Annotated in this window: 17 protein-coding genes and 1 riboswitch; of the genes, 8 read left to right on the top strand and 9 right to left on the bottom strand. The window is 38.6% G+C overall.

Annotated elements, in window-relative coordinates; translation table 11 throughout:
- Positions 1–124: 124 nt before the first annotated feature.
- Entirely contained in the window at positions 125–1,069 is a 945-nt protein-coding gene (ylqF, locus tag H5157_RS15740) for a ribosome biogenesis GTPase YlqF (protein WP_004334981.1), read from the bottom strand.
- 91 nt (positions 1,070–1,160) lie between these two features.
- Here ylqF and H5157_RS15735 point away from each other — a divergent pair, with 91 nt between their 5' ends.
- Together H5157_RS15735 and H5157_RS15730 are read left to right on the top strand one after the other, a co-directional pair.
- Positions 1,161–1,697, top strand: a complete 537-nt coding sequence (locus H5157_RS15735; protein WP_182725042.1) for a YaeQ family protein — start codon at positions 1,161–1,163, stop codon at positions 1,695–1,697.
- 183 nt (positions 1,698–1,880) lie between these two features.
- The gene (locus H5157_RS15730) at positions 1,881–2,486 is read left to right on the top strand and encodes an alpha/beta fold hydrolase (protein ID WP_149601930.1); all 606 of its coding nucleotides are present in this window, start codon (positions 1,881–1,883) and stop codon (positions 2,484–2,486) included.
- Here H5157_RS15730 and H5157_RS15725 read toward each other — a convergent pair.
- Positions 2,483–2,692 (bottom strand): hypothetical protein, encoded by a 210-nt coding sequence (locus H5157_RS15725; protein ID WP_182725041.1) that lies wholly within the window; start codon positions 2,690–2,692, stop codon positions 2,483–2,485. The genes H5157_RS15730 and H5157_RS15725 overlap by 4 nt on opposite strands.
- 334 nt (positions 2,693–3,026) lie before the next feature.
- On the opposite strand from H5157_RS15725, the gene H5157_RS15720 reads away from it, so the two are divergent.
- Positions 3,027–3,500: a Dps family protein gene (locus tag H5157_RS15720; protein ID WP_004334993.1), complete on the top strand. Its 474-nt coding sequence runs from the start codon at positions 3,027–3,029 to the stop codon at positions 3,498–3,500.
- A 282-nt stretch (positions 3,501–3,782) separates the two neighbouring features.
- On the opposite strand, the gene H5157_RS15715 is transcribed toward H5157_RS15720, so the two are convergent.
- Positions 3,783–6,725 carry a TonB-dependent receptor domain-containing protein gene (locus H5157_RS15715; RefSeq protein ID WP_182725040.1) on the bottom strand — a complete coding sequence of 981 codons (2,943 nt, stop codon included), beginning with the start codon at positions 6,723–6,725 and terminating at the stop codon, positions 3,783–3,785.
- Between the two features lie 238 nt (positions 6,726–6,963).
- Here H5157_RS15715 and H5157_RS15710 point away from each other — a divergent pair, with 238 nt between their 5' ends.
- Complete coding sequence (locus H5157_RS15710) at positions 6,964–7,716, top strand: LytTR family DNA-binding domain-containing protein (RefSeq protein WP_024597141.1); 753 nt, start codon at positions 6,964–6,966, stop codon at positions 7,714–7,716.
- Positions 7,717–7,738: 22 nt separating this feature from the next.
- Here H5157_RS15710 and H5157_RS15705 read toward each other — a convergent pair whose 3' ends face one another.
- The 4 genes from H5157_RS15705 to H5157_RS15690 all read right to left on the bottom strand — a co-directional run bounded on the left by H5157_RS15705 (position 7,739) and on the right by H5157_RS15690 (position 11,903).
- Positions 7,739–8,137 (bottom strand): hypothetical protein, encoded by a 399-nt coding sequence (locus H5157_RS15705; RefSeq protein ID WP_024597142.1) that lies wholly within the window; start codon positions 8,135–8,137, stop codon positions 7,739–7,741.
- 60 nt (positions 8,138–8,197) lie between these two features.
- Positions 8,198–10,273 carry a S9 family peptidase gene (locus tag H5157_RS15700; protein ID WP_154903817.1) on the bottom strand — a complete coding sequence of 692 codons (2,076 nt, stop codon included), beginning with the start codon at positions 10,271–10,273 and terminating at the stop codon, positions 8,198–8,200.
- 137 nt (positions 10,274–10,410) lie between these two features.
- Entirely contained in the window at positions 10,411–10,974 is a 564-nt protein-coding gene (locus tag H5157_RS15695; RefSeq protein WP_024597144.1) for a hypothetical protein, read from the bottom strand.
- Positions 10,975–11,070: 96 nt separating this feature from the next.
- Positions 11,071–11,158, bottom strand: a riboswitch (cyclic di-GMP riboswitch).
- 88 nt (positions 11,159–11,246) lie between these two features.
- Positions 11,247–11,903 carry a cytochrome b/b6 domain-containing protein gene (locus H5157_RS15690; RefSeq protein WP_007377891.1) on the bottom strand — a complete coding sequence of 219 codons (657 nt, stop codon included), beginning with the start codon at positions 11,901–11,903 and terminating at the stop codon, positions 11,247–11,249.
- A gap of 107 nt (positions 11,904–12,010) precedes the next feature.
- Here H5157_RS15690 and H5157_RS15685 point away from each other — a divergent pair, with 107 nt between their 5' ends.
- The 3 genes from H5157_RS15685 to H5157_RS15675 all read left to right on the top strand — a co-directional run bounded on the left by H5157_RS15685 (position 12,011) and on the right by H5157_RS15675 (position 13,582).
- The gene (locus H5157_RS15685; RefSeq protein ID WP_024597146.1) at positions 12,011–12,715 is read left to right on the top strand and encodes an AzlC family ABC transporter permease; all 705 of its coding nucleotides are present in this window, start codon (positions 12,011–12,013) and stop codon (positions 12,713–12,715) included.
- Positions 12,712–13,011, top strand: coding sequence for an AzlD domain-containing protein (locus tag H5157_RS15680; RefSeq protein ID WP_024597147.1), 300 nt, complete (start codon positions 12,712–12,714; stop codon positions 13,009–13,011). Before H5157_RS15685 ends, H5157_RS15680 begins: the two co-directional genes overlap by 4 nt.
- A 73-nt stretch (positions 13,012–13,084) precedes the next feature.
- On the top strand, positions 13,085–13,582 hold the full coding sequence (locus H5157_RS15675) for a glutathione peroxidase (protein WP_024597148.1): 498 nt from the start codon (positions 13,085–13,087) through the stop codon (positions 13,580–13,582).
- Positions 13,583–13,700: 118 nt separating this feature from the next.
- Here the strand turns inward: H5157_RS15675 and H5157_RS15670 are convergent, their stop codons facing one another.
- Complete coding sequence (locus H5157_RS15670) at positions 13,701–13,886, bottom strand: PA3496 family putative envelope integrity protein (RefSeq protein WP_007579801.1); 186 nt, start codon at positions 13,884–13,886, stop codon at positions 13,701–13,703.
- 387 nt (positions 13,887–14,273) lie between these two features.
- Between H5157_RS15670 and H5157_RS15665 the strand changes: the two genes are divergently transcribed.
- On the top strand, positions 14,274–15,068 hold the full coding sequence (locus tag H5157_RS15665; RefSeq protein ID WP_033030970.1) for a YggN family protein: 795 nt from the start codon (positions 14,274–14,276) through the stop codon (positions 15,066–15,068).
- A 238-nt stretch (positions 15,069–15,306) separates the two neighbouring features.
- On the opposite strand, the gene H5157_RS15660 is transcribed toward H5157_RS15665, so the two are convergent.
- Positions 15,307–16,749, bottom strand: coding sequence for a PLP-dependent aminotransferase family protein (locus H5157_RS15660; protein WP_182725039.1), 1,443 nt, complete (start codon positions 16,747–16,749; stop codon positions 15,307–15,309).
- Positions 16,750–16,812: the final 63 nt, after the last annotated feature.

Genomic DNA, 16,812 nt, shown 5'->3' with positions numbered 1-16,812 from the left:
GTAACCGCCCTACTATTTTACTTGCTACATTGCTCATATCGGTGACGGTAGATATGAAACTAAAAAAGCCCTTACGGGCTTTTTTTATGTCTGTAATTTAGTTGGTTAAATTAAACTAAATCAATTAACGACGGTTTTTACGTGCGCGTGCTCGGCGTTGTTTTTTCTCTTCTTCTTTAGCTGCCTTTTTAGCTTCTGCTGCAGCGCGTAAACCAGCAACCATTACTTCTTCTTCCTCACGCATTTGCGGAGTTTCCATAGTAATACGGCCAATGATACCGTCGCGTAATTCGTTGATTAGTATTTCAGACATTTTATATGTGTCTATTTGATTACCACCACGAATACAGCCGCGTTTTTTCCCCGCCATTTCAACAAATTCCCAATCACTTTGTGGTAATTCATCTATTTTATAACGCGCTTTTAATAACTCAGGGTATGCACGCAATAGGTACTCAGCTGTGTAACTTGCTACTTCTTCATACTCAAGTGCTGTATCACGAATGGCACCGGTGGCGCCTAAGCGATAACCTGAGTTTTCGTTTTCTACTTTTGGCCACAACATACCTGGCGTATCGTAAAGCATAATACCGTCTTCAAGCTTAATGCGTTGTTGCGCTTTAGTAACAGCAGGCTCATTACCTGTTTTTGCAACTATACGCCCAGCCAATACATTAATTAACGTAGATTTACCCACGTTAGGAATACCCATGATCATGGCTTTAATTTGCTTATCTGCACCCACTTTATGCGGCACTAGCTTTTTACAAAGCTCATTAATACGGTGTACTTCAGCTGCTTTATCATGCCCAAAAGAAATCGCTTTAACACCGTTTTCTTGCTCAAAATAATCTTTCCAGATTTGAGTCATTTTAGGATCAGCTAAATCAGCTTTGTTCAAAATTTTGATGACCGGCTTACCTTCACGCAAGGTTGCCACCATCGGGTTTTCACTACTGTAGGGAATGCGCGCATCAAGCACTTCAATGATCACATCCATTTGTGGCATTATTTCTTTAATTTCATTGCGGGCTTTATTCATGTGCCCAGGGAACCACTGGATAGCCATTTTTAACTCCTAACGTATAATTAACCGCTATTTTAACTGGCAATTCATTTAATTGCGCTATACTGGCGCAAATTTTTTCAGATTAGTTGTTATGGCTCTTAAATCCACCATTATGAAAGTGCAGTTATCGCTTAGCGATATGGACCGCCACGTTTATCAAGATTTTAATTTAACCTTGGCTCAACACCCATCAGAAACCGACCAACGGTTGATGATTCGCTTACTCGCTTTTGCGCTAAATAGCTGTGATGGTTTAGAATTTACTAAAGGATTAAGTGCTGATGATGAGCCTGAACTTTGGCATGTAAGCTATAGTGAAGAAATAGAACTATGGGTTGAACTTGGCTTACCAGATGAGAAACGCCTTAAAAAAGCCTGTAATAAATCTAAAAAAGTGGTGCTGTATACTTATGGTGAAAACAATCAAGCAATTTGGTGGCAAAAACATCAACCTAAATTATATGAATTTAAAAATCTAAGTATTTTTAGCCTTGATTACGCAGCAACACAAGCACTTGCTGCTTTGGTTGATCGTGGAATTAAGCTCGCCATTACCATTCAAGATGGTGAAGTATGGGTAAATACCGATACAACCAATATTGAAATAAAACCGCTAAAGTTAATGTAATTACGGTAGTTATACCAATTGCATTAAATTAGTTATGTATTATAGCGACAAATAAATAAGTCGATAACAAGGCGAAAATTATGACATATAGTTGTTTTATATAAATAATTTTTAACGCAGGTAGCGGATTATTTAATACGCTAGGATGATCATGTTTTTAATAAAATTGGTATTAGGGAGCATATGAAAGTTAAACACGTTATTGTTTTACATGGCTTGTATATGTCTGGCTTTGTTATGCGCCCACTTTGTTCACGACTTGAAGAATCGGGTATGACGGTATTAAACATTACCTATAATACGCTCGACCCTCACCGCGATACCATATTTGCACAAATTGATGAGTGTATTTCTAACGAACCTGCAGCGCTTGTATGCCACTCAATGGGAGGGCTTATTGCACGTGCTTACCTAGAGGCAAACTCTCCTGCTAGCCAGAATATTACGAAGGTAATTACACTGGGTACTCCACATAAAGGCAGCCATATAGCGCAAAAAATGAAGCAAAAAGGGTTTGAATCATTTTTAAAAAATAGTGTTGAGTTTTTGCTTACTAAAAATGGTAATTGGCCTTTTAAAGCTAAGCTTTATAGTATCGCAGGCGATTTACCTATTGGGCTTATGCCTTTAATAGTCAAAGGTAGCAAATCAGATGGCACCGTATTACTAGATGAAACCAAACTTAAAGGTATGGCCGAACACAAAGTGTTTCATTTAAGCCATACCAGTATGATTTACTCGCGCCAAGTACTCGATTACATTTTAAAGTGCTTAAACGAGAAAGATTAATCCTCAGCATTGGCTGCTATTTTATAACTAATTAAAAATATCACAGCCAGTATCAACGGAATGGGCGCCGCAATGTAACCAAAAATATCTGAGTTCGCAAAGCTTGCTCCTGCTAAGTGCGCGACTAGCCCAAGCACAAATGCGATGACTGCAATTCCTACCACGATTAACTCTGCTTTATTTTGTTTCGCTGTTTTTGCATGCATGTTATCTCTCCTAATTATTTCAACAACATTATTATGCGCCGTTAGGGTGGATGATTTTTGACCTACATCAATAAAAAAATAGCTAAGTTATTACCTTGAATAAAGTTTGTTTTAGATCATGATTTATATACTTCTGGGTTTTATTTATTTTTGAGGGGTAGTATTTTTATTAATCAGTCCCATTTCTATTAATAGTCTAAAGTGAATACAGGTATCAAAAACAGCTAATAGGTTAAAACTATTAACTAGATACATTTAAACGATTTTACTAATTTATCGAAATTAGTAATACTTATCACAAGTTCACAAACAAACGGTTATTCAGGAGCAAGTTATGTCACATGTAAACGCAATTGGTCTAAACAGCGCAAAAAGCGAAGACATCATAAAGTCACTCAATACATTATTGAGTAGCTACCAGATTCAATACATGAATGCGCGTGGTTTTCACTGGAATATTAAAGGCCGTAACTTTTTTGAACTACACGTTAAGTTTGAAGAAATTTATAACTTGCTACTTCTAAAAGTAGACGAAGTTGCAGAACGTATTTTAACGTTAGATGGCGCACCACTACATGCATTTTCTGATTACCTTGAAGTAAGTAAAATTAAAGAAGCTAAAGGTATTAGTGATGGTGTTACAGCCGTAGAAAACCTACTTGCTGGTTACAGTACATTAATTCACATGCAGCGTGATATTTTAAGCCAAGCTGGTGATGCAGACGATGAAGGTACAGCCTCACTAATGAGCGATTACATCTCAGAGCAAGAGAAACTGGTTTGGATGCTAAAGGCTTACTTAGACTAAACCAGCAAAAAAAAGCCCTCAATGAAGAGGGCCACAAATAGGGATAAATCGTTAAATAATCAAGCGATTCGGTTACTATATTAGCCTCCTCCCAATACTAAACAACGCCCCTGTTACCAGTGGCGTTGTTTTTGGTTTAAGTGGGTAGAATGCTCATATATTGGGATAAACAATGTATAAGCATTACTACTACATTATTTTTCCCCATGAAAAAGCCCCAGCAATACTGAGGCTTTGTGAACGTTACGAATTAAGTAACTATATTAGTGTCGTTATTGTTGGTTAGAATTTACTTCTAAAACCTATGTAGAATGATTGACCAATTGGGTCATACGTACCTGCATCTGTTTCAGTACCAGTACTTGAACCGCTCACACCCGATAAAATGCGTGGTGGCTCTTTATCAAATAAGTTACTTGCACCAGCGTAAAGCTCTGTTAAATCGTTGATATGGTAACTTGCTTGAACATCATGATACGTTACTGAACCAATCCCTACTCCACCTGGAGCAATACCAAAACCACTTAAGAATTGATCATCAAAGTCTGCAGCGCCAATGTAAGTTAAGCTCCAGTTAAAATCAAAATCGTTAAGTTTATAACCAAAGTTCCAGTTAGCTTTATGCTCTGATGCACCAATTTCTCCAGCAAACTCATCTTTATCAGCGCCTGGAAGTGGAATGCTATAACCATCGATTAGGTAAGTATAAGCAAGGCGAGTTCTAAACGCACCTGGACCAATATCAGTAGAGTACGTTAGTGTTAAATCAACACCTTCTGTACCTAAACCACCACTGTTAGATACACCACTGTCGATAAATTCTAGTGAACCAGCACTATTATTACCTGATGGCGCACTACGACGAGTTACAAAGTCACAAAAGCTTTTATCGCCGCCGCCATAACATTGGTCAAGAATAAACTGACGAGGTGTTGATACTATTGCATCTGTAATTTCGATATCAAAGTAATCAAGCGTAATGTCTAGTCCTGAAATTAGGTTTTCTGGTGTAAATACTAAACCTACTGTTACAGAGTCACCAACTTCTTCTTTTAAATCTTGGTTGCCACGGTTAAAGCCACTAATACCTTGTAAGTCAGACTGGTTAAGCGTGAACTCACCATTTGTAGCGATATTAGTTGTAACACCACCATCTGTACGACAAGCATCACCAGCAGCACCACCGCCACTATTAGTAACACCTAAACATGGATCGTTTAAACCACTTGGGAACGTTTGTGAAGGCGGAGAAAATAGTTCATCGATATTTGGAGCACGCGTTGAACGAGCACGAGTAGCACGTAAACGTAAGCTATCCATTACTTCCCAATCAACACCCACATTCCAACTTTCGGTGTTACCGACTGTTGAATAATCAGATAAACGAACTGCTGCATTCATCGTTACAGTATCAAGTACTGGGATGTTTGCTTCTACATAGTACTCTGTTACGTCAAACGAGCCTTCTGTTGCTGGGATTGCATTACCTGCATTAAGACCGGCTTGCTGTAGTGCATCAAATTCACTGCGTGAAAATTCTTCGCGGTATTCAAAACCAGCAGCAATGCCTACAACACCCGCTGGTAGTTCAAATAAATCACCTGAGATATTACCACCAATGATTTCTTGCTCAACCGATGTTGAAAGTGAGCTAGGTGCACTTACAAAATCAATAGCACCTTGTGATAGCGAATTGAAACCGTAAATGTCTACCGGCGCACAGTTAAAGCCACGTGCTGTCGCATCGATACAAATAGCCTCATCAGTAATACCATCGCCATCTAAATCTTGGCTATCGATAACAGCTTCTAAACCTTGACGAAAGCTTTGTACGTTAACTAAACCACCAGAAACTTGCTGCTCTTTTGTTTTACCGTATACATAGTAAGTATCGTAGAACCAACCATCTGCTATTTCACCTTGAAAGCCTAGTGCTAAACGGAATGTATCACGCTCAGCTCGTGCTCCACGGTTACCGATATCACTTAAGCGCTTTGCAAAAAAGATATCACGCATACCATCACCATCGGTGTCGGTTGCTGCGTTATATATATCATCAGGTACAAATGCGTTACGCAATATTTCTCCGTTTACATTAAATTCAATTGGTACTTGGCCATTTGCATAGATGTCGTCAGAGGCAAAAGGAAATGGCTCTAATTCAGAAACGGTTGTTGTTGCAGCGTAAGTACCTTCATAAAAAAAGCTATGCTTGTCGCTTAGCTCGTAGCTACCATTTGAGGCAAATAAGTAACGTTCTGTAGGTATCGCTATCGTACGTACGCCACTTCGGTTAAAACCATTTGCAGCTACGCCATCGCCACCGTTAGTACTAAACGAGTTTTGTAGGGTGTTTGCATCATTAAACGTAAATGTTTCATCCCCAGCGCTAAAGCGACCCTGTGGCGGAAATGAAGATAAAAATGGGCTTACAGCATCAAATACAGAACCTGGGTTTGCTACTGGATCATCTTCAAAGAAGATACCTGAAAATTGGTCTACTGCCGAGCGGTCACGGTCACGTGAAAAAACAGCACCTTGATCAGAATACCCAAGATGGAACATCGCGTGCCCTTTCCCATCTGAGCTTGATAAGCCTGAGGTAAAGTTAAATTGGCGTGATTCATCATCGCCTTCGCTTGATTCACCATATTGGCCTTCGAATTCAATACCTTCAAAATCATCTTTTAGTACAAAGTTAACTACACCAGCAACAGCGTCAGAACCATAAACAGATGAAGCACCACCTGTCATAATTTCAACACGTTCGATGAATTGACTCGGAATAGTATTTAAATCGACAGCAGAGCTACCTGGTACACCTGATACATAACGACGACCATTCACTAAAACCAATGTGCGGTTAGAGCCTAAATTACGTAAATCAACAGTAGCAACACCCGCACTTGCGGTATTAAAGTTTGAGTTAGTTCGGCTAATAGCTGGTGTACCAAATGCAGGGTTCTCTAATAATAAGTCTTGAATATTTAACGACCCTGATGCATCAATAGCAGCACTATCTACAACTTGAATAGGAGCAGATGACATTGCCTCAGCTGAACGAATTCGAGAACCTGTAACTTGTACACGTTCTATTTTAGTAATTTCGTCATCTTCTGCAGCCACACCTTGAAATGAAATGCTTGCAAGTATTGCGCTGCTTAGCGCAACTGTTAACGACGATTTTTTAAATAATCGCGCGCTACCTTTGTTAGTTAATGTCATATAATCCCCCTGAATTGTTATTTTTGTAACTAAATGGTTACTTCGCGGATTACAGTAAGGGGATTTATTTAAACACTCTACGGGCATTATTTATGAGGCGTAGTCTTTGGTACGAATAGCTGGTTTTATGGGATGAATTAGTACGTCACAATTATTTTATAAATATATTGTACTTTTCATAACAGTTTTTCCGCTAAGCACGGTCTTTATTATTATATACAGCAAGAGATATAAAATAATGATCGCTTCTTTTCATGCATTAACTTTTGTTAGTAACACTAAGTTTGCAACATTTTTAACAAAGCGCGTGCAAGATCACCGGCACTTTGAATCTCAATCTTTTCTTCAAACAAATAGATTAGATCAAATAGACACTGATCAATACAATGTACTGTTTTACGAACTAACCAACCTAGCTGACCCTATGCAAATAGTGCATTTAACAGAGCTTGCTAAAAAGCTGAAGTTAGTCATTATTGCCCAATCGGGACATTTTGCGAGTTTTGCCTTTGAAGTTGGCGCTGTTGATTTTTTAATATTAGATTCAACTGCATCACGTATTGATAAGTGCTTTGATAAGCTGATTCACCTTTGCCCGATTGCAAGTGCGGCCGAACGCCAATACCAGCAAAGCACACAAGCTGAAAAGCCATCATCACACATTGTGGTTAAAGATGTCGGTAAGGTAAGGCTAATTGATATCAATGATATTATTTGGATAAATGGCGCGGGCAACTATGTAGAGCTGCATTTTACCCAAGGTAATACGCCGGTACTACATCGCGAAACCATGAAAAATATTGAACAACAACTAGAACCAGAAGGGTTTGTTCGCATTCATCGCTCTACGCTGGTAAGAAAACAAGCTATTTGCGAACTGATGCCTACTGACAGTGGCGATTATAGAGTAAGACTGAAAAACGATATGTGTTTAAACCTTTCACGGCGCTATAAAGGGTGTTTAGAGAGTATTATAAGCCCTCTTCAATAGCGGTTTATAATACTCATATTAATTACCAGTTCTGTTTTATATAACTGTCATTTGGGTGCACTAATAAATAGCTTTCGGTATCTTTATAAAAATTAACTTCTACATCGCTATTTTTCCATACTTTTTCAAACATATTTTTAGCTATGATATTAATGTTTATATAATCAACTCGTTGATAGCCACGTTCTTTTACACCGGCAAAATAGGCCTCTAATGAATCGAGGCCATCCAAAGTTAACAGCTCAAACTCTTTTAAATTAACAACCACAAACTTAATCGTATTTTCAGGGTGAGTGCTCAACTCCTGAACAACTCCATTAGTTAACAGCGTAATGCCTTCATTATTAAAGCTCCCTTTCAATTCTAAATACATCTGAGGGGGCTGTGAACAAATTTGAAATTCACCATGTGCACCAAACATATATCGCCTTACATATATCAACTTCTATATATAGGATAATACAATTTTCCGATTTTGCAGTTAATTTAATAAAGCAATAAAAAAGGCCATTTCGAGTGCTTTTTCCTCTAAACTTTTAAAGCGACCTGATGCACCGCCGTGCCCTGCATCCATATCGGTTTTAAATACTAAAATATTACTGTCAGTCTTAAGTTCACGCATTTTTGCAACCCACTTCATAGGCTCCCAATACTGCACTTGTGAGTCATGAAGACCGGTAGTAACGAGTATGTTCGGATAGTTTTGGGCGCGAATATTGTCATACGGCGAGTAAGCTTCAATTACATCATAAAACTGAGGCTCATTTGGATTACCCCATTCATCATATTCATTTGTTGTGAGCGGAATACTTTCATCAAGCATCGTGGTTAATACGTCTAAAAATGGTACATGACAGCCAACACCGCAATATAACTCTGGTGCTTGGTTTACAACCGCCCCCATTAATAAACCACCAGCACTGCCGCCTGAGGCAAACACCTTGCTGCTATCACAATAGCCTTGTGCAACAAGCGCTTTTGTCACATCAATAAAGTCACTAAAGCTATTTTGTTTATGCTCTTTTTTACCTTGCTCGTACCACTCGCGGCCTAGCATTTCAGAGCCTCGAACATGTGCTATTACATAAACAAAACCACGATCGAGCAAGCTCAGCGATGAACTTGAAAAACTTGGATCAATCGTATAGCCATACGCACCATAACCGTATTGAAATAACGGATTTGAGCCATCTTTTTTAAAGCTGTCTTTTCGATAAACAACTGATACGGGTACTTTAACTCCGTCGCGAGCAGTTACCATTAATCGCTCAGACTGATAGTCATCGGCATTAAAACTACCGAGTACTTTTTGCTGTTTAAGTAGTGTTTTTTCGCCAGTTGCTAAATCAACATCATATAAAGAACCTGGTGTTGTTAAACTTGAGTAATAAATACGCGCAGTGCCTGTGTCTGGCTCTGGGTTCATTGCTATTGCAGCATAATAACAAGGATCGGCAAACTCAAGTGCCATACGATCCCCTTGCCTATTAACAACTACAAATCGAGCTTGCCCTTGCTCGCGTTCACTCAATACTAAAAAGTCATTAAATAACTCTACACCTTCAAGCAGTACATTCTCTCTGTGAGCTGTATGCTCAACCCATTGTGTTTTATCAGCAATTGTTTCGTTTGTTGCCGTCATTAATCTAAAGTTTTTAGCTTGCCAGTTAGTCACAATATAAAATGTGTCACCTAGCTTATCTACGTCAAACTCGTGGCCATCTTCACGCGGCATTAATGCTTTAAATTCGCCAGTGGGCTTATTAGCATCAAGCACCCATGTATCGTTGGTCTCTGTCGATGCTAAATCAATAATAATTAAGCTTTCATCGCGGCTTTTACCAAGTCCCATAAAAAAGCTGCTGTCTTGCTCTTCGTAGACCATTACGTCTTGGCTTTGCTCGCTGCCAAGCTCATGCCTAAATACTTGGTATCCTAATAGCGTTTTTAAATCTTTTTTTACATAAAAAACAGTTTTATTGTCGTTAGCCCAAACAACTTGTCCTTCTGTATTTTCAAGCACATCAGGAAGCATTTCACCGGTCGCTAAGCTTTTAAAGCGAACATTATAAATACGACGACCTTCAGTATCTTCAGAGTAAGCCATAAGCTGCTCGCATGGGCTTAGTGCGACTTCGCCCAGCTCAAAAAACTCAAATCCTTCAGCTAATACATTAACATCGAGTAAAAGCTCTTTATTATCGGCCTTTATGCTCGTACTTCTATAGTGACGCGAGTATTCATCATCACCACGAACTTCTGAGTGATACCAGTATTTCCCGTCTTTAACGGGTACCGAATTATCATCTTTTACAATGCGTGCTTTTAACTCTTCAAAAAGTGTATTTTGTAGTGGCTTCATAGCAGCTAACTGTTCATCGCAGTACGCATTTTCAGCATGTAAATGCGCAAGTACTTGCTCATCCTGGCGATCGTCATCACGCATCCAATAGTAATTATCGGTACGTATCTTATTATGAGTACTTAATGTATGGGCTTGCTGTTTAGCAATCGGGAAATTAGGTAATAAACTTAAAGAGTAGACAGGACGAGACACAACAAAACCAATTAAAAAAATAATGTGATTTGCAGTTTATCATAAAAATAAAAAAGCCCATCCAATAGTTGGATGGGCTAAAACGGTAAACGCTTCATTACTAAAACCGCTATACCTTTGGGAAGATAATTTAAGCTTTATATTTGCTGCCAAGCCATAGCCCAGCTTTGCCCTACACCGGGTTCGAACATAGACTTATTATCGTCATTCGTGCGGCAAAACTCATTAAATGGCCAAGGCCTGCATTGATATACATGCCCAGTTTTTGGCTGCAATACCTTTGTACCCGCATTATAGTTTTCACAATTTTCAGGGTACACGTAATCATAAGTATCAAGGTTCTTAACAACACGCTCATCGCATTTTGCAATACAATGAAAATCGACGTGTGCTTTACATATACCACTGCTTTGCAAAGCAAAAATTTCATTATTTCTATAGGCTACAATTAAACCCTGTTCGGTCATTTTACCTGCGCTAACCAGAGGAACATGCACATTAATATGCTCGGCAACTAAACGTGGCCATGCGTGAGGCTCACCTTGCTCAAGCGAGGTGATCTTGTAATCAAATGATAAACTAACCAGCTCTCCTTGCATGTCGTAAAAGGTTACACTCACCACATCACCAATAAATAATTGGGTATGATGATTTAAGCAACCTATTGTTGACCACTTTCCACAGGCCAACGACGTATGCATAAACACGGCAACACCTTAAGAGTTACAAAATCTTATCCATACACTATGGATACACAAAAAATACACTGAGGGCAAGTGATACATAACAACACGTTATGCAGTAGTCCCGCTACCATAGCTTTTAAAAAGCCTTAGACCGGAAACTTTGCGTCCTAACCTTTCGGCTAGTTTGCCAGCAATGCGGCGATTATAATTCGACCCCGCATAACAATCAAACAAAAGAATGTAACCAAAAACAAAAACCAACCCTTTAAGGTTGGTTTAATGTGTTTTTAACTAAACAAATAAGTTAAAGGCTCTTTCGCCCACGTAAATACCAGCAACACCAATAAAGATATAAATATTAACCACGCAGGCCAAGACGCTTTAGTTACTTTAGCCTCAGAGTCATCCGCTTTTAACTCTTTTGAGCCTGTGATCATCGCCTTAACTAGCGGTTTGCCTTTTATTCTATAAATGATAATAGCCAATACGTGCAAGCCAATAGCATAAAGTAAAATGTCAAAATTCAGCTCATGTAGCCAATTGGCAAAATCAATCGTATCGCTAGACACATATTGAGCAAGCGGCCCGTCAGTTAAAATACCATCACTGCTCATTAAGCCACTTACAAGTTGCGTTATGATCAATATAAAAAAAACTATCACCATACAGCTGCCGGGTGCTGAATGGCCTAACGATTCGCTTGGTGTTTTTAGCGCCTTTAAAATAGCACGAGGAGAGTGCAGTAACCCACTTAATCTCGCGGTTTTACTACCAATAACACCCCATATTAAACGTGTTACTATAAGTGCTAAAGTAAAAAAACCAGCGACAAAGTGAAGCTCAATCATGCCCTCTTCAATACTAAAATAAAGCACTGCAATACTTACAACCAAAAACCAATGAAAGCATCTAATAAACCCATCCCACACTTTTAACGTCGTCATTGTGTCTATCCTTAAAAAAACAATATTATTTAATTTGTTAACTACTTTAACATCATAATATTAAGGTATCCTTATGATCCATTCTACAAGCCGTGAGAGTAAATATCATGCAACCAGTTAAAAAAGCTATTTTAAAAGGCTTTTTAGATATGCTACCACTGTGTTTAGCCGTTGTTCCTTGGGGTATTTTATGCGGCTCTTTAGCGATTCAAAATGGTTTTAGCGCCTTTGAAACCCAAGCAATGTCGTTATTAGTATTTGCAGGCTCTGCACAGCTTGTTGCGATTGAACTTATGGCGGGCAACACACCATTGCTCACAATTTTATTCACAACATTTATTATTAGCTCTCGGCATTTTTTATACGGGTTAGCCGTGCGTCATAAGGTGATTGATCAACCTATGCGTTGGCGCTTACCAGTAAGTTTTGTTTTAACCGACGAGCTGTTTGCGTTTTCTCATCATCGAAGAGCATATAGAACAAAAACACGCTTAATATACGCATTAAGCGCTGGTTTTAGCTTTTATATTGCATGGAATATTTGGACGTTAATTGGCATTGTAGCGGGCACAATGCTGCCCGACCTAACTAATTTAGGGCTCGACTTTGCGATTGCTGCCACGTTTATCGCGTTAGTTATTCCGGGAATCAAAAATTTGGCCTCACTCGTTACGGTAATTGTAGCAGGCGTTAGCGCAACGCTTTTAAAAAGTACCGGATTTGAGTTATGGCTTGTTTGCTCAGCGCTGCTGGCAATGGCCGCAGGTTATAGCACAGCAAGGCTAACCGCTAAAAAGGAAGCAACGCCATGATGACAACTATTTTACTCATGGCGTGTATTACATTTTTTACGCGTTATTTATTTTTACACCGCGCTTTACCGTTTAAAGTAGGTCCTAAAATGCAGCAATTTTTAAGCTTTAGCGCACCTGCGGTGCTTACAGCAATTTGGGTGCCTATCGTGTTTTTGAATGAAGATGGCATTAACTTAGACTGGCAAAACCCTTATTTAAGCGCAGCAATAGTCGCCATCATTGTTGCCTATAAAACACATAATATTTATTACACAACACTTGCCGGTATGGGGCTATTTTTAATATTAAATTAGAGCACTCTTTGTACTTTATGAAATACTGTACTCAGGTTAAAATACCAATAACAATAATAAAAAAGACGCCAATATGCACAAATTCCATCAATTAAGCGCAACAAGCTTGCAGGGTCAACCTATTAACTTTAGTGATTTTGAAGGTAGGGTTGTGCTTATTGTTAATACCGCAAGTAAATGTGGATTTACCTACCAATACGAGTCGCTTCAAGCTTTGCATAATAAATATGCTAGCCAAGGTTTAGTTATTTTAGGGTTTCCGTGTAATCAATTTGGTCAGCAAGAACCCGGCGACGCTACACAAATAGAGCAAGGGTGTTTAATTAATTTTGGTGTGAGTTTTTTAATGGCGGCCAAAGTAGATGTAAACGGTAAGCATGCTCACCCAGTCTTTCGTTTTTTAAAATCGGCTTTACCTGGTTTTTTAACACGTAAAATAAAGTGGAATTTTACTAAATTTTTAATTGCCGCAGATGGCACGCCAATTAAACGTTATGCACCTTTTACTAAACCAGAAAAGCTAGAACTTACAATTCAAAAAGCTTTGGCACAAACTAAAAATGCGCTTTAAAAAGTAATAAAGAGGCGCAAGGCCTCTTTATTGCCAATACTACTGAAACTTAAACATACGCATAACTGCACATTTAAACTCTCAATATTAATTGGTATTTTATTTATACTAGTGAAATTTAATCGGTGTAATCGCTTAAATCATCTTCGCCTAGATTTTTACGCAAGCGTTTTTGCTCAAGGTAGTCTTCCAACTTCTTTTTAACCTTTTGCTTGTTCTTATCGTGTTGATTACGGCCGAGCATTTCGTACTCGTCTTCAACAAAATCGTCATCTAGCGCATCGTAACTAAATGTCTTACCCACAACCCACTCCATAAAGTGTTTGAGACCAACCAAGGATTTTATTATCGCAATAGTCGGTAAAATTAAAATGTTTAACGTCAAAATGCTGTGCAAATTAACATCAAAATAAAGCCACGTGACTACTGTAAATAGTCTTCATGTCAGTAATGTGAATAAATAGCGCTAAATTTGAATTGAGGAAAGTGAGAGTTTTTTATCGTATCGATAAATAAAATTTATTAATTTTTATTAGTTAGCCAATTTGACTAAAAAATAGTTATTTATTAATTAATTTCATTTACTAAAAAACAAACAAAAACAGTTAAGCATATGTTTTATATTAAAAAATAAAACTGGCATCAAACTTGTTATTAATTAATCGTCATCAACAAAAAGTAGAGAACAAACATGAAAAAATTACTATTAGTTAGCGCATTAATTTGCTCACCAGCCGCTATGGCTCATAACGATAACGATTCTGCAATTTCATTTAGTAATGATGAATGTAACGTCGAATTTAAAAATGATGTGCGCATTAAGCCAAACGAATTGGAAATTTTTACCGCCAACAATAAAACCATGCAGTTTAATACCCATGGTGACTTAACCGTAAATGGCGAACTTGTAGCGCTGAATAGTTCGCAGCGCGACGCGCTAACCAAGTACTCTGATAGCTTACGCACTCAATTACCTGAAGTAGCTAATATAGCGCTTGAGGGTGTTAAAATTGCCGGAGTAGCATTAGAAGAAGTAGGCAATGCATTTAATATTGACGGTCTTGATAATATGTCTGAGCTTATGGATGACATTAAAATCGAAGTAGAAAACACATTTTACCAGCAAGGTACATTTGTGATGGGCCAACAAAGTTTTAATCAATTTGGCGAAAACTTTGAACAACAATTTGAGCAGCAGATAGAAACAGCGGTTGAATCAGCAGTAATGCAATCAATGGGCAGTATTTTAGTTGCTTTAGGTTCTGAGTTACTTGGTTCAGGCGGTGATATGGATGCCTTTGAACAACGTATGGAAAATATGGGTGCACAAATAGAAGAAAAAGTAGAGCTACATGCAAGCGCACTTGAAGAACGTGCCAACTCTTTATGTGGAAACTTTGCTGATATTGCAAAACAAGAAGAGCAATTAGTAATGCAAGTGCCTGAGCTTGAAGGTTACCAGTTATTTAGCTTTAAACAAAATTAGTACAGCAAACGTTATTTAACATCCCTTTGGCAGCACTTAAGTTTACTTAAATGCTGCTTTTTTGTGTTTCGCAAACTTATACCAACCTGCATAAATCTTTGAGCAATTTAACGAATTAAATTGCACTATAACGTCGTTAAAAATTTTTTATTTAGAACAACTCGATACAAAAACTTTTGCCTAGTTCTAGCGTAATTTTCTTAACGTTAAATAGACCCCATATATAAGCAGATTGGTATTACTTTTTAGCTAATAAAGTAAGCTTACCCAATGTAACTATTGCTTGCTCAATTTGCGCGTTCCATTGCACACCATAACTTAATCTTACGCAGCTTTTATATTTATTAGAGGCCGAAAAAACAAGCCCAGGGGTAATACTAATACCAACCTCAAGCGCAAGTAAAAACAATGTTTGGCTATCGTACTCGCCTCCTAAATCTAGCCACATAACGCAGCCTCCTTTTGGATCGCTTATACGTGTGTTTTTTGGCATAGCTTGTTGTAAGCACCATCGCATACGCTCTTTATTATCGCGCAAGCGTTGCCTAAGTACTTTTAAATTTCGGTCGTACTCACCACTGGCAATAAACTCAGATAACGTCCATTGGTTTATTAACGAAGCAGAGCAACTTAGTGCTCTTTTATATCGCCTTGCTTGCGTTGCAAATTTACCCGCAACGACCCAACCCACACGATAGCTCGGCGCTGCCGTTTTAGAAAAAGATGAGCAACTAATCACTAATCCTTTTTTAGAGTACGCTAAAGCAGGTGTGCCTCGTTTTGCCGTAAAATATAAATCGCCATATACGTCATCTTCAATAAGCACTACGTCATGACTTTCAAGTAGCTCCACCAGCTGCTGTCTGTTTGTATCAGGCATAAAGCTGCCCACAGGGTTACTAATTGCAGTCGAGAATAAACACGCTTTTATATCATGCTCATTTAAAGCGCGTTCCAAATCACTTAACCAAATACCATTATCTGGGCACAGTGGTATTTCGAGCGCTTTAAGCCCTAGGCTTTCTATTAACTCGATAATCCCGTGATAGCAAGGCGTCTCAATGGCAACTACATCGCCTGGCTTTGTCACACACTTAAGTGCAATAGCCATGGCTTCTTGCGCACCATTGGTGATCACAAGCTCGTCCATATTTATGCCAATACCAAAATCTAAATAGCGATGCACCAATTGCTTTTTCAGCGGTACAAACCCATCTGTTGGTCCATAGTTAATAGCTTTACTGCCCGCAATTGTCATTACACGGCGCATGTTTCTGGCGAGTGCTTTATCGGTGGGTGCAGCAGCAATTGGATTAGCGATACCAAAAGGAACTACATTAGCTTGATGAATCGCACTGTATACCTGCTCTATTAAGGCTTGTTTATTTACCACAACAGGTTCGCGACTTAATTTAACTCGCTTAGGTAAATTATGCGCCATGCTAACGACTTTTAAAAAATACCCTGATTTTTCACGTGCCTCTACTAACCCCTGATCTTCAAGTGTTTGATAAGCTTGCTTCACTGTCGGAATACTAATGTTTAAGTTATCTGCCATTTTACGCAGTGATGGAAGTTTTTCGCCAGGAAGTAAAACCTGCTGGGCGCTCATATCTCTGATCAACTGAATAACTTGCTGATATAGAAACTCATGCCCCTGGCTATTTTTTTGTCTTATCATCACGCATCCAAATCTGTATAGGTTACATTTTTACTTTTCTGTATATGGTAAGTATACAGACAG

The organism is Pseudoalteromonas sp. SG43-3 (assembly GCF_014164385.1).
In the GTDB taxonomy this organism is placed as follows: domain Bacteria; phylum Pseudomonadota; class Gammaproteobacteria; order Enterobacterales; family Alteromonadaceae; genus Pseudoalteromonas; species Pseudoalteromonas distincta.
Note: the sequence above shows the minus strand (reverse complement) of the source record. Positions and strands in the feature narration are given on the sequence as shown.